Here is a 13,602-nt window from a genome sequence, read left to right on the forward strand (position 1 = left end):
CCATGTGCCTGTCTGTCACCTCCAGCCCCTTGAGGCTGCCCATTCCTCCTCACTACATGCGTGCAGCCGAACAGCGGCACGTTCGAGAGATGGCTGGGCCCACAGGCCGTTCAGCCATTGATCACCGCAGTGCCGAACGAATCATTGAGCAGAGCCCTGTGATGAGGCGTTTTCTGGAAGGCCGCGATCACTACGAAGTGGGTGATGAACTCATGCTGCAGGTCGGTGACTGGACGCACGCCAACCCGGATCCAAAGGCCAGGGCCGATGCAGCCTATTACCTGGACCAGGTGCTGCGGTTTATCGACAACGTGGACGATCGCACGCTCAAACAGAGCCATAGCCGCAACGGCTTTATCGACGGCTTTTACAGCGACGGCTATGGCAGTGCGGACGAGTCGGAAGCCAGCTTGTTGAAGGCATTTTCCCGCAAGGGCTACGAAGTCTTGCGTTATCTGCCGACCTGATCAGCAGACGCTTTAACGGCCACCGCCCAAATCCAGGAACGTGCCGGTGGTGTAGGAAGCCTTGTCCGACAGCAGCCAGATAATCGCTTCCGCCACTTCATCCGGGCGCCCGCCACGTGCCATGGGGATCCCCGACTCCAGCTTACTGACCCGGTCCGGGTCGCCGCTCAGGGCGTGAAAATCGGTAAAGATGTAACCCGGACGCACCGCGTTGACACGAATCCCTTCACCCGCCACTTCTTTGGACAGACCAATGGTGAAGGTATCCAACGCGCCCTTGGACGCCGCGTAATCGACATATTCACCCGGCGACCCCAGCCGCGCCGCTACCGACGACACGTTGACGATACTGCCACCCTGCCCGCCATGCCTTGGGGACATGCGCAACACCGCGTGCTTGGCGCACAGGATTGGGCCCAGCACGTTGGTCTTGATGATTTTCAAAATGCGAAATTCGGACATCTCGTCCACCCGCGACTTGTGCCCCACCGTGCCGGCGTTATTGACCAGTGCGGTCACACGCCCCAACTCGGCATCCACGCGGCTGAACAGCGCGATGACTTCATCTTCGATGCTGACATCGGCGCGCACCGCAATGGCCTGTGCACCCAGCGCGCGAACCTGCTCCAGCACACGGTGGGCGGCCTCCTCGTCGGACTGGTAATTGATGCAAATCCGATAGCCCTGGCGCGCAGCCAGCAAGGCCGTCTCGGCGCCAATCCCGCGACTGCCTCCGGTGATGATGACGACTTTGTCCATGCGTGCGGTCTCCTGATTCAACCTGATGGTTAGGGTTGGATCCAAGAATACCCGTCACATATGGCTTTTGTCAGTCGTGGCCGCGACTTCGGCACGCTGGATGTCGGCCATGAACCCGTCAGCCGGCAAAGGGTGCCCCAGCAAATAACCTTGCAGGGAATTGCACCCCAGGCGCGTCAGGAAACTCTGTTGTACATCCGTCTCCACGCCTTCGGCGACAATCCGCAAACCCAAGGCTTGGCCAAGGGCGACGATGGCCGAAACAATCGCAGCGTCATCACTGTCGTGCTCCAGGTCGCGAACAAACCCACGGTCAATCTTCAGCTCGTTGGCCGGCAGGCGCTTGAGGTACATCAGGCTGGAATAGCCGGTGCCGAAATCATCGATGGACAGGTCGACGCCCATGTCCGAAAGCTGCTGCAACACCGTCATGCTCGCATCGGCATCGCTCATGGCCGTGGTCTCGGTGATTTCCAGGGTCAGGCTGTTGGCGGGTAACTGATGGCGCTCCAGCGCCGCCGCGACACTGTTGACCAACCCGGCATGGCAGAACTGCAACGCCGACAAATTCACCGCAATGCGCCAGTCTTCGTAGCCCTGGGCGTACCAGAGGGCCATCTGGCGGCAGGCTTCATTGAGCACCCACTCGCCAATGGGAATAATCAGCCCGGTCTTTTCCGCCAGCTCGATAAAGGTCGCCGGCAGCAACAAGCCCTGCTGCGGATGCTCCCAACGCAGCAAGGCTTCAGCACCAACTGCAATGCCACTGGCGGCATCGAACTTGGGTTGGTAGTACAGACGCAACTGCCCTTGTTCCACAGCGTTGCGCAGATCCTGCAGCAGTTGCAGTTGTTTGCGCGCATTGGTGTTCATCGACACATCGAAAAAGCTGTAACCGTTCTTGCCCATCCCCTTGGCGTGGTACATCGCGGCGTCGGCGTTCATCAACAGGTCCTGGGGGTTATTGCCGTTACCCGGGAACAAAGCGATGCCGATGCTGGCGGAGATTTTCAGCTCATGCTCGGCCACCTTGAACGCACGATTGATCAGGCCCACCTGGCGATCGGCCAGGCCCATCGCATCGTCCGGCTGGGTCAATTGCACCAGCAACACAAACTCGTCGCCGCCAATACGCGCCAGTGTGTCCTGGCTGCGCAAATCCTCGCGCAGACGCAGGCCAACCTCGCGCAGCAATTGGTCGCCCATATGGTGGCCAAAAGCATCGTTGACCGGCTTGAAGCCGTCCAGGTCGATAAACATCAGCGCAAAGCAGCCGCCCTGCTCTTTCACCACCTCAATGGCTTGCTGAATGCGGTCGGCCAGCAGGGTGCGATTGGGCAGGCCGGTCAGCATGTCGTGCAGGGCCAGGTGGGTCAGCTCCTGGTTGGCCAGGGTCAGCGAATCGGCGAGGACCGCCGTGCGCGCTTCAAGCCGGGCGTCGAGCAACGAGGTCACCAAGGCGATCAGCAACACCGCCAACGACGTCACCAACACCAGGTTATCCAGGCCTTTGCCGCTCAGGCCGGTCAGTGCCGCGCCACAAAAACTGTCATCGGCAAACTGCGCCGCCGCCATCCCGGTGTAGTGCATGCCGACGATGGCAATGCCCATCACCACGGCTGCCCCGCCACGGGCCAGGCGCACATAAGGCGTGTTGCGGCGCAGGTTGAAGGCGATCCACAGCGCGGCGCCGGAGGCCCCCACGGCGATCAGCAATGAGGCGCCGAACAGCGTCGGATCGTAGTCGATACCCGGCGTCATCTGCATCGCGGCCATGCCGGTGTAGTGCATGCTGCTGATACCCGCCCCCATGATCAGCGCACCGAATGCCAATTGCCACGCCGGCAAGCGTGGCTGGCTGACCAGCCACAATGCAAAGCCGCAGGACAACACCGCGATCAACAGCGACAGCGCCGTGATGCCCAAGTCAAACCCCAGGGCAAACGGCAGGCGCAAGGCGAGCATGCCGATAAAGTGCATGGACCAGACCCCCACGCCCATGGCCAACGCACCGCCGGCCATCCACACATACACTGCGCGGCCTTTGGCGGTCGCGATGCGGCCAGCCAGGTCCAGCGCGGTATAGGACGCCAGTATCGCGACGAACAGGGAGATCACGACCAGAGAGGGGGAGTAGCTACCGATCAGCATGGGCTTTCTCGAAACTGACGGGCGTGAGACGCCCGTGCCAGGTGGCAAAGCGGGCGATTGTAGCGAGATTAATTCTTGACGCGTTGATTAATTATCACGGGGCCATTAGTGGCGTTTTGACGCCAATTTGCTGACTTGAGGCTGCACTCCCGCAGAAAAACAGAGCACAGCGGTCTGGCGGCTGAAACAGGTAAAACTGTGGGAGCGGGCTTGCTCGCGAAAGCGGTGGGTCAGCCAGCTCATGTTCAACTGACCCGCCGTATTCGCGAGCACGCCCGCTCCCACATTTGGATCTCAGTACATCAGGTAGGCGTACTGTTGCCCTGCTTTTGCTTCAACCACTCAGGTCGATATGCACTCGGTCATTTCTTCTGCGTCAGAGCTGTCTGGCCGTCCCAACCACCGCCCAATGCTGCAATCAGTTGCACACTGGCTACCAACCGGTTTTGCAACAGCGTCAGCACCGTGCGCTCGTTGCTCAAGGCCGTCGCCTGCACCGTCACCACATCCAGGTAAGCAATCAACCCGGCTTTATACTGGTTCTCGGTCAACCGCAGCGATTCGCGCGCCGCGTCCAGCGCTTCATTGCTCACCACCGCCTCGTCTTCCAATACCTTCAACTGGACCATGTAGTTTTCCACTTCGCGAAAACCATCCAGTACCGTCTGCCGGTACTTGGCCACCGTTTCGTCATAGGTTGCGACAGTCCGGTCAACCTCCGCCGAACGCTGCCCGCCGTCGAACAGCGTCATCGCCAGTTTCGGCCCCACCGACCAGAAGCGGTTCGGCAAGCTGATCCAGTCGGCGTAGGTGCTGCTGGAGTAACCGCCCGCCAGGCTCAGGGTCAAGTCCGGATAATAGGCCGCCTTGGCCACACCGATGTTGGCGTTGGCGGCAATCACCGAGCGCTCAGCCGAGGCAATATCCGGGCGGCGCTCCAGCAACTGCGAGGGCAGGCTCACCGGAATCTGCGGCAGCGCCGGAATGTCCTGGCTCACCGCCAGGTTGAAATTGGCCGGCGCCTCACCGATCAGCACGGCGATGGCATTTTCCAGCTGGGCGCGCTGCCAGATCAAATCGATCAGGCTGGCCTGGGTGGTCTTGAGCTGGGTCTGCGCCTGGGCAATCGCATCCTTGCCGGACACGCCTGCGCGGTACTGGTTTTCGGTCATTTTCAGCGAGCGCTGGTAGGTATCCAGCGTGGCTTGCAGCAAACGGGTCTGTTGATCCATCACACGCAGTTGCAGATAGTCCTGCACCAGTTCCGACTGCTGGCTCAAGCGCATCGCTGCCAGGTCCGCAGAGCTGGCTTCGGCGGTGGCTTCATTGGCCTCCAGGCCACGGCGCAACTTGCCCCACACGTCTGCCTCCCAACTCACGCCCAACTGCGTATTGAGGGTGTCACGGATACCGCTGCTGGAGCTGCTGAGGCTGGCATTGCTGCTGCCGGTGCCCTGGCTGGCGCGGGTTTTCCCGGCGCTCAGGTCAACCGTGGGGAAAAACGCGCCCCGCGCGCTGCGCACCTGGGCCTGGGCCTGGCGAAAGCGCGCCTCGGCCTGGGCCACGGTCTGGTTGGAATTGTTGAGGCGTGTGACCAGCTCATTGAGTTGGCGGTCGCCATACAATTCCCACCAGGCACCACGGGCCAGGGAGTCGCTCGGTTTGGCCTGGCTCCAGCCCTGGGCTTGCTTGAACTGTACAGGCTCGACGACTTCCGGGCGTTTATAGTCCGGGCCGATGGCGCAGGCGCTGAGCAAGGCACCGCACAGCACTACCGAAAATAACTTAATACCGTGGCGAGGGAGCTTGCTCCCGTTGGGCTGCGCAGCGGCCCCGCAAAAGCCAGGGAGTGCTTCGCCCTCCAGCGGGAGCAAGCTCCCTCGCCACAGGTCGGGTGTTGAGTCGGTCATAGCGCAGTGTCCAGGGCAGCATCGGTACGCACGCCGCGCCAGGCGTTGAAGCGGTGGCGCGCGCGGTCGAGGTAGAGGTAAACCACCGGGGTGGTGTAAAGGGTCAGGACCTGGCTGAAGACCAGGCCGCCAATGATGGTCAGGCCCAGCGGGTGGCGCATCTCTGCACCGTCACCCGCGCCAAGCAGCAAGGGCAAGGCACCCAGAATCGCCGCCAGCGTGGTCATCAGGATCGGCCGCAAACGCAGCAGGCAGGCACTGCGAATCGATTCCAGCGGCCCCATGCCGTCGTGACGCTCCAGTTGCAAGGCCAGGTCGATCATCAAGATGGCGTTTTTCTTGACCACGCCGATCAGCAGAAACAGGCCCAACAGGGAAATCAGGCTGAACTCGCCCCCCGTGAGGTAGATGGCGAGCATGGCGCCAACCCCGGCCGAGGGTAGGGTCGAAAGAATCGTGAGTGGGTGAATGTAGCTTTCATACAGAATGCCCAACACCAGATACACCGCGACCAACGCGCCGAGAATCATGAACGGCTGGCCCTTCTGCGTCGCCGCAAATGCATCGGCGGTGCCGGCCATCTTGGCGATCACGTCTTCGGGCAACCCGACCTTGGCAACCGCCCGCTCGATGGCGGCTGTGCCCTGCTCCACCGTCACCCCGGGCGACATGTCGAAAGCGATGTTCTCCGAAGCGAACTGGCCTTCATGGCTGACGCGGTCGTCGGCCAGGCTGTTTTCGTAATGGGCAATGGTCGACAGCGGCACCCGCGCGCCCGTGGAGGTGATCACCTGCATCTGGTTCAGGGTGATCGGGTCCTGGGCATATTTCGGGTTGACCTCCATCACCACCTGATACTGATTGAGGCTGTCGTAGATGGTCGAAATCTGCCGCTGGCTGTAGGCGTTGTTCAACACCGCCGTGACCATGCTCATGTCGATGCCCAGGCGCTTGGCCTGGTCGCGGTCCACCACCAGCGTGACCTGGGCCGCACCGCGCCCTTCGCGGGCGTCGATGGCGGTCAGCTCCGGCAGCTCGCGCAAGGCGGCGACCACTTTCGGGTACCACAGGCGCAATGCGGCCAAATCGCCGCTTTGCAGGATGTAGGAATACTGCGCGCTGGTCTGGTCGCGGCTGCCGCCGAATTGCAGGTCCTGGTCGGCCATCAGGAACAGGCGCCCGCCCGGCACCAGCGGCATTTCCTTGCGAATACGTTCGATCACGGCCTGGGCCGAGATTTTGCGCTCGGCGATGGGCTTGAGCCGCACCAGCATCACCGCGTTGTTGGTGCCGCTGTTGCCGCCGATAAACCCGGCCACGCTGAGCACCGCCGGGTCCTTGAGCACGGCCTTGCGGAATGTCTCCATCTTCGGCTGCATCACGCTGAACGACAGCCCGTCATCGCCGCGCACAAAGCCGATCAACTGGCCGGTGTCCTGCTGGGGCATGAAGGTTTTCGGCACCACCACATACAGCGCAACGTTCACACCGATGGTCAGAAACAGGCTGAGCAGGGTCAGGCGCCGGTGGCGCAGCACCCAGTCCAGGCTGGTGGCGTAAACGGCCACCATGCGGTCATTGACCCGCTGGCTCCAGCGCTGCAAGCCGGTCATCTGCCCCTTGATATGCGGCTTGAGCCAGCGCGCGCAGAGCATCGGGGTCAAGGTCAGCGAGACGATCAGCGACACGATGATCGCCGCCGACAAGGTGATGGAAAACTCGCGGAACAGGCTGGTCACGATGCCGCCCATAAACAGGATCGACAGGAACACCGCGACCAGCGACACGTTCATCGACAGCAAGGTAAAGCCGACTTCCTGAGCGCCCAGGTACGCCGCCTTCATCGGCGGCACGCCTTCGTCGATGTGCCGGGAAATGTTCTCCAGCACCACAATGGCATCGTCCACCACCAGGCCAGTGGCGAGGATCAGCGCCATCAGCGAGAAGTTGTTCAGCGAGAAGCCCCACAGGTACATCACCGCAAAGGTGCCCACCAGCGACACCGGCACCGCCAGCGTCGGGATCAGCGACGCGCGGAAGTTACCGAGGAACAGGTACACCACCAGAATCACCAGGGCCACGGCGATCAGCAAGGTCATCTCGGCTTCGTGCAAGGTCGCGGTGATCACCGGCGAGCGGTCCATGGCCAGGTTGAGCTTGACGCTGGACGGCAACACCGCCTGCAAGGCCGGCAACTGCGCCTTGATCTGCCGCACCGTCTCGATGATGTTGGCGCCGGACTGGCGGTTGATCACCAGCAATACGGCCGAATCATTGTTGAAGAAACCACTGTTGTAGCGGTCCTCCACGCCGTCGCTGATCTTCGCCACATCGCCCAGGCGCAGAGCCGCGCCATTCTGGTAGCGAATCAGCAACGGCTCGTAGTCCTTGGCCTTTTCCAGCTGGTCATTGGCCTGGATCTGCCAGTTGCGCTCGCTGTCTTCCAGCGAGCCCTTGGGCCGGCGCTGGTTGGCGTTGGCGATGGTGTTGCGCACATCATCCAGGGCCACGCCGTACTGGTCCAGCGCCTTGGGTTCCAGCTCGATACGCACGGCCGGCAACGAACTGCCGCCGATCTGCACTTCACCCACCCCCGGCACCTGGGACAGGCTTTGCGAGAGGATGGTGGACGCCAGGTCGTAGAGCTGGCCCTTTTGCAACACGTCCGAGGTCAGCGACAGCACCATGATCGGCGCCTGGGACGGGTTGATCTTCTTGTAGGTCGGCATGCTGCGCATACCGCTGGGCAACAGGTTGCGCGAGGCGTTGATGGCCGCCTGCACTTCCCGCGCCGCGCCGTTGATGTCGCGGTCGGAATCAAACGCCAGGATCACCCGCGTGGAGCCCTGGCTCGACGAACTGCTCATGGTGGTGATGCCGGCAATCGCACCGAACGAGCGTTCCAGCGGTGTGGCCACGGTAGACGCCATCACCTCGGGGCTCGCGCCGGGCAAGCTGGCCGACACCACGATCACCGGAAAGTCGATCTGCGGCAACGGCGAGACCGGCAACAGGTTGAAGCTCACGCCGCCCAGCAACATGATCGCCAGGCTCAGCAGCATGGTGGCGACCGGCCGGCGAATAAAAGGCCCTGACAGGTTCATGACTCAACCGGCTCCAGGCTTTGCGGCTCTTTGCGCCAGCGACGGCCAAGACGGTCGAAGTACAGGTAGATCACCGGCGTGGTGAACAGGGTCAGTACCTGGCTCACCAGCAAGCCGCCGACCATCACCAGGCCCAATGGCTGACGCAATTCCGCGCCCGAACCGGTGGCCAGCATCAGCGGCACCGCACCGAACAGCGCGGCCAGGGTGGTCATCAGGATCGGCCGGAAGCGCAGCAGCGCCGCCTGATAAATCGCCGTCTGCGGGTCCAGCCCCTGGTTGCGCTCGGCGTCGAGGGCGAAGTCGATCATCATGATCGCGTTCTTTTTCACGATGCCAATCAGCAAAATGATGCCGATGATCGCGATCATGCCCAAGTCATTGCCACTGAGCAGTAACGCGAGCAAGGCCCCCACCGCCGCCGACGGCAAGGTCGAAAGAATGGTGATCGGGTGAATGTAGCTCTCGTACAGCACGCCCAGCACGATGTACATGGTCACCACCGCCGCCAGTATCAGCAGCAAGGTGCTCGACAGCGAAGCCTCGAACGCTTGCGCCGCGCCCTGGAACTGAGTCTGCACGCCCACCGGCATGCCGATGTCTTTCTGGGTCTGGTTGATCAGCTCCACGCCTTTGCCCAGTGCCACACCGGGGGCCAGGTTGAATGACATCATCACCGCCGGGAACTGGCCGATGTGGGCAATCGCCAGCTGCGCCTGGCGCTGCTCCACATGGGCCAGGCTCGACAGCCGCACCTGGCCGCCGTCAGTGGTTTTCACGTGGATCTGGTTCAGCGCCGCCGGGCCGAGGGTTTCACCCGATTGAGCCTGCAGCACCACCCGGTATTGGCTGGCCTGGGTATAGATGGTGGAAATCTGCCGCTGGCCAAACGCGTCGTACAGCGCATCGGTGATGGTCGACACACTGACGCCCAGGCGCGAGGCCGCGTCGCGGTCGATCACCAGGTACACCTGCAAGCCTTTGTCCTGCAGGTCGCTGGCGACGTCAGTGAGTTCCGGCAACTGGCTGAGGGCGTGCACCAGCTTGTCGCTCCACAGCGCCAGCAGCTCGGCGTCGGGCGACGACATGCTGAACTGGTACTGGGTGCGGCTGACACGGTCTTCGATGGTCAGGTCCTGCACCGGCTGCATAAACAGGCGGATGCCCACCAGCTTGTCGATTTGCGGTTGCAAGCGCGTGATGATTTGCGCGGCGCTGAGGTCGCGCTGGCCGTGGGGCTTGAGGTTGATCAGCAGGCGGCCACTGTTGAGGGTGGCGTTATCGCCGTCCACGCCGATATAGGACGACAGGCTTTCAACCGACGGGTCGGCCAGAATCACCTTGGCCAGTTCCTGCTGGCGCTGGCTCATTGCCGCGAAGGAAATCGACTGCGGCGCCTCGGAAATCCCCTGGATCACCCCAGTGTCCTGCACCGGGAAAAAGCCCTTGGGCACCACCAGGTACAGCACCACCGTCAGCCCGAGCGTGGCGATGGCCACCAGCAAGGTCAGCGGCTGGTGCTTGAGCACCCACTGCAATTTGCGCCCGTAGGCTTCGATCAGCCAGTCGATCCAGGCCCCGCTGGCCTTGTAGAAACGGCCCTGCTCTTCTTCCTTGGGTTCGCGCTTGAGCAAACGTGCGCACATCATCGGCGTCAGGGTCAGGGACACCACCAGGGAAATCAGGATGGCGACAGCCAAGGTGATGGCGAACTCGCGGAACAGCCGCCCCACCACGTCAGCCATGAACAACAGCGGGATCAACACCGCGATCAGCGACAGGGTCAGGGAAATCAGGGTGAAGCCGATCTGCTTGGCGCCCTTGAGCGCAGCATTGAGCGGGGTCTCGCCCTCTTCAATGTAACGCGAGATGTTCTCGAGCATCACGATGGCATCGTCGACCACAAAACCGGTGGCGATGGTCAGGGCCATCAGCGTGAGGTTGTTGACGGAGAAGCCCGCCAGGTACATCACGCCAAAGGTGCCGATCAACGACAGCGGTACGGCAATGGACGGAATGATCGTGGCGCTGACCCGCCGCAGGAACAGGAACGTCACCATCACTACCAGCGCAATGGCGATCAGCAATTCATGTTGCACATCGGTAACCGAGGCGCGGATGGTCTGGGTACGGTCGGTGAGCACCGTCACGTCCAGGCCGGCCGGCAGGTTGTCGGTGATGCTCGGCAGCAAGGCCTTGATACGGTCGACCACCTCAATCACGTTGGCACCCGGCTGGCGCTGGATATTCAGCAGCACGGCCTGGTTTTCGTTGGCCCAGGCGGCAAGGCGTTCGTTTTCGGCGCCATCGACGATTTGCGCGACATCTTTAAGGCGCAACGGCGCACCGTTGTTGTAGGCCAGGATCAGCTCGGCGTATTGCTGGGGCGAAACCAGTTGGTCGTTGGCGTCGAGCATCGACACGCGGGTCGGGCCGTCAAAGTTACCCTTGGGCTGGTTGACGTTGGACGCGGCGATCAGGGTGCGCACGTCCGACAGGTTCAAGCCATTGGCCGCCAGGGCCTCGGGGTTGACCTTGATGCGCACGGCCTGGCGCTGGCCGCCGGCGATGCTGACCATGCCGACGCCGCTGATCTGCGCAATTTTTTGCGCCATGCGCGTGTCGACTAAGTCATTGAGCTTGGGCAACAGCATGGTCTTGGAGGTGATTGCCAGGGTCAGCACCGGGGTGTCCGCCGGGTTGACCTTGTTGTACACCGGCGGCGCCGGCAAATCCTTGGGCAACAGGTTAGTGGCGGCGTTGATCGCGGCCTGCACCTGTTGCTCGGCGACATCCATATTGATGTCGAGGTTGAAACGCAGGGTCAGCACCGACGCGCCGCCGGAACTGGTGGAGGCCATTTGCGTGAGGCCCGGCATTTGCCCGAACTGGCGCTCAAGCGGCGCCGTGACCGCACTGGTCATCACATCCGGGCTGGCGCCGGGGTACAGGGTCATCACCCGGATGGTCGGGTAATCCACTTGAGGCAAGGCCGAGACCGGCAGCAGGCGATACGAAATGATGCCGGCCAACACAATGGCCAGCATGCTCAGCGTGGTGGCAACCGGGCGAAGGATAAACAGCCGCGACAGGTTCATGCGCCGACCTTTTGCGCCTTGCCGGCGTCAGCGCCGGTCTCCCCTTTCGCTGCAGGCTTGCCTTGCAGGTGCTCGGTCGGCGTGGTCGGCACGTCACTGCTGTCATTGACCACTTCAATTTCGCTGCCGTCTTTCAGGCGGTCGGTGCCTTCCAGCACCACGCGGTCGCCGGCCACCAGGCCTTCCTTGATCACGGTGTTGTCGCCATCGGTGTCACCGACTACCAACGGCTGGACTTTCACCTTCTTGTCGCCATCAAGCTTGTAGACAAAGGTGCCGTTGTTGCCGAACTGAATCGCGGCAGACGGCGCCAGCACCACGTTGTGCAGGGTGTCGGCCAGCAGGTGCACATTGACGAACTGGTTGGGGAACAGCGCCTGATCCTTGTTATCGAAGCGGCCCTTGAATTTCAGGGTGCCGGTGGTCACGTCGATCTGGTTGTCCAGGCTTTGCAGTACGCCGACCGCCTGTTTTTTCACGTCGCCACGGTCCCAGGCTTCCACGGGCAGTTTGTTGCCGGCGTGGTAACGGGTGAGCACGGTGTCCAGGGTGTTTTCCGGCAATGTAAAGACCACGCTGATCGGCTGGGTCTGGGTGATCACCGCGAGAAAGGTGGTGTCATTGGCCGCTACCAGGTTGCCCACATCGACTTGACGCAAGCCGACCCGGCCGCTGATCGGCGCGCGGATTTTGGTGAATTCAAGGTTGAGTTTGGCGTCATCCACCGCGCCCTGGTTGGTCTTGACCGTGCCCTGATACTGCATGACCAGCGCTTCGGCGGTGTCCAGTGTCTGCTTGGCGATACTGTCCTGGGCGTACAGGTCGCGATAGCGCTGCACGTCAACCTGGGCGTTTTTCAGCTGCGCCTGGTTTTGCAGCAGCGTGCCCTGGGCTTGCAGCAAGGCATTCTGATAGCTGCGCGGGTCGATTTCGGCCAACAAGTCGCCGGCCTTGACCATCTGCCCTTCTTCAAAGGCGACCTTCACCAGCTCGCCGCCTACCCGGCTGCGCACATTAATAGTGTTGAGCGCGGTGACCGTACCCAGCGCCTTGTAATAAACCGGAAACTCGCCCAGCACCGTGGGCGCCACGCGCACCGGGATCGGGCCGGTGGAACCCCCGAAGCCCGGGCGCATCATCCCCGACTTGCCGGCATGCCCGGCCGGTTTCTTCTCGGCGGCATCCTTGTGGTTGCCGGGCCAGAATTTCCAGCACAGGCCGGCGATAACCAGCAGTACCAGCAGGCCGAACAGCCAACGGCGGGAATGACGAGGGGAGGATTGCATGGAGTGATCAACCATTGGGCGCGAGAGCTTCTTCTTTGGGAGGCTGAAAGATAAGCACTGGGGCGCATTAAGAAAAGCGCCTTTACCGGCTATTTACCTTGGACTTACAACTTTTAACTTCTGAGCTTAGTCCGTTGGCTATCTCGCTAAGCGTTTGAGCCCTAAATAAAAACGGCCTGGACTAGGCCAGGCCGCAAGCATGCATCATGCGTGTTACTGCCACACGACAGTAATGCGCCGAAACAGTTACTTCAAAACAGCCAGGGCTGCTTCGTAGTTCGGCTCTTGGCCGATTTCAGCAACTAGCTCGCTGTGCAGCACGTTGTTGTTCTCGTCCAGTACCACGACGGCACGGGCAGTCAGGCCACGCAGTGCACCTTCGGCAATCGAAACACCGTAATCAACGGCGAAAGCCGGGTCGCGGAAGTCCGACAGGTTTTTTACATTTTCCAGGCCTTCAGCGCCGCAGAAGCGTGCTTGAGCAAACGGCAGGTCGCTGGAGATGCACAGCACAACGGCGTTGTTCAGGTCATTGGCCTGAGCGTTGAACTTGCGAACCGAGGTGGCGCAGGTTGGGGTGTCCACGCTTGGGAAGATGTTCAGCACTTTGCGCTTGCCGGCGAAAGTGGCCAGGGTTGCGTCCGACAGATCGCCGGCGGTCAAGATGAAGTCTGGAGCCTGGGTACCGGTTTGCGGCAGCTCGCCTTCAACCTTGATTGGGTTGCCACGGTGGGTGACTTGAGCCATGAACGGAATCCTTATGCTGGTTTATTGAAACGAATTCGAGAGGCCGAAGTTAACCACAAAGTGCAGTGACTACCTACCAC

At 61.7% G+C, this 13,602-nt stretch carries 8 protein-coding genes; 1 reads left to right on the forward strand and 7 read right to left on the reverse strand.

Features of this window, described 5'->3' with window-relative positions; all coding sequences use genetic code 11:
* Nucleotides 1-161 precede the first annotated feature (161 nt).
* Nucleotides 162-467, forward strand: coding sequence for a hypothetical protein (locus AB4P94_RS23465; RefSeq protein WP_395607696.1), 306 nt, complete (start codon nt 162-164; stop codon nt 465-467).
* A 12-nt stretch (nt 468-479) separates the two neighbouring features.
* On the opposite strand, the gene AB4P94_RS23470 is transcribed toward AB4P94_RS23465, so the two are convergent.
* From AB4P94_RS23470 to tpx, 7 genes are all read right to left on the reverse strand, one after another.
* Nucleotides 480-1,226, reverse strand: a complete 747-nt coding sequence (locus AB4P94_RS23470) for an SDR family oxidoreductase (protein WP_395607697.1) — start codon at nt 1,224-1,226, stop codon at nt 480-482.
* A 54-nt stretch (nt 1,227-1,280) separates the two neighbouring features.
* The gene (locus AB4P94_RS23475) at nt 1,281-3,377 is read right to left on the reverse strand and encodes a putative bifunctional diguanylate cyclase/phosphodiesterase (RefSeq protein ID WP_395607698.1); all 2,097 of its coding nucleotides are present in this window, start codon (nt 3,375-3,377) and stop codon (nt 1,281-1,283) included.
* Nucleotides 3,378-3,739: 362 nt separating this feature from the next.
* The gene (locus AB4P94_RS23480; RefSeq protein ID WP_395607699.1) at nt 3,740-5,287 is read right to left on the reverse strand and encodes an efflux transporter outer membrane subunit; all 1,548 of its coding nucleotides are present in this window, start codon (nt 5,285-5,287) and stop codon (nt 3,740-3,742) included.
* Nucleotides 5,284-8,391 carry an efflux RND transporter permease subunit gene (locus tag AB4P94_RS23485; RefSeq protein ID WP_395607700.1) on the reverse strand — a complete coding sequence of 1,036 codons (3,108 nt, stop codon included), beginning with the start codon at nt 8,389-8,391 and terminating at the stop codon, nt 5,284-5,286. The genes AB4P94_RS23480 and AB4P94_RS23485 overlap by 4 nt, the downstream gene beginning before the upstream one ends.
* A complete protein-coding gene (locus tag AB4P94_RS23490) occupies nt 8,388-11,489 on the reverse strand; it encodes an MdtB/MuxB family multidrug efflux RND transporter permease subunit (protein ID WP_395607701.1) in 3,102 nt (1,033 codons plus the stop codon). Before AB4P94_RS23490 ends, AB4P94_RS23485 begins: the two co-directional genes overlap by 4 nt.
* A complete protein-coding gene (locus AB4P94_RS23495; RefSeq protein ID WP_395607702.1) occupies nt 11,486-12,790 on the reverse strand; it encodes an MdtA/MuxA family multidrug efflux RND transporter periplasmic adaptor subunit in 1,305 nt (434 codons plus the stop codon). Before AB4P94_RS23495 ends, AB4P94_RS23490 begins: the two co-directional genes overlap by 4 nt.
* A gap of 231 nt (nt 12,791-13,021) precedes the next feature.
* Nucleotides 13,022-13,522 (reverse strand): thiol peroxidase, encoded by a 501-nt coding sequence (gene tpx, locus AB4P94_RS23500; protein ID WP_395607703.1) that lies wholly within the window; start codon nt 13,520-13,522, stop codon nt 13,022-13,024.
* Nucleotides 13,523-13,602 lie beyond the last annotated feature (80 nt).

Origin of the sequence: Pseudomonas sp. B22129 (genome assembly GCF_044218875.1) — a bacterium.
Classification (GTDB): Bacteria; Pseudomonadota; Gammaproteobacteria; order Pseudomonadales; family Pseudomonadaceae; genus Aquipseudomonas.

Coding starts and splice junctions, on each gene's coding strand:
- AB4P94_RS23465 (WP_395607696.1), top strand. CDS start 162: ATGAGGCGTTTTCTGGAAGGCCGCGATCACTACGAAGTGGGTGATGAA.
- AB4P94_RS23470 (WP_395607697.1), bottom strand. CDS start 1,226: ATGGACAAAGTCGTCATCATCACCGGAGGCAGTCGCGGGATTGGCGCC.
- AB4P94_RS23475 (WP_395607698.1), bottom strand. CDS start 3,377: ATGCTGATCGGTAGCTACTCCCCCTCTCTGGTCGTGATCTCCCTGTTC.
- AB4P94_RS23480 (WP_395607699.1), bottom strand. CDS start 5,287: ATGACCGACTCAACACCCGACCTGTGGCGAGGGAGCTTGCTCCCGCTG.
- AB4P94_RS23485 (WP_395607700.1), bottom strand. CDS start 8,391: ATGAACCTGTCAGGGCCTTTTATTCGCCGGCCGGTCGCCACCATGCTG.
- AB4P94_RS23490 (WP_395607701.1), bottom strand. CDS start 11,489: ATGAACCTGTCGCGGCTGTTTATCCTTCGCCCGGTTGCCACCACGCTG.
- AB4P94_RS23495 (WP_395607702.1), bottom strand. CDS start 12,790: ATGGTTGATCACTCCATGCAATCCTCCCCTCGTCATTCCCGCCGTTGG.
- tpx (WP_395607703.1), bottom strand. CDS start 13,522: ATGGCTCAAGTCACCCACCGTGGCAACCCAATCAAGGTTGAAGGCGAG.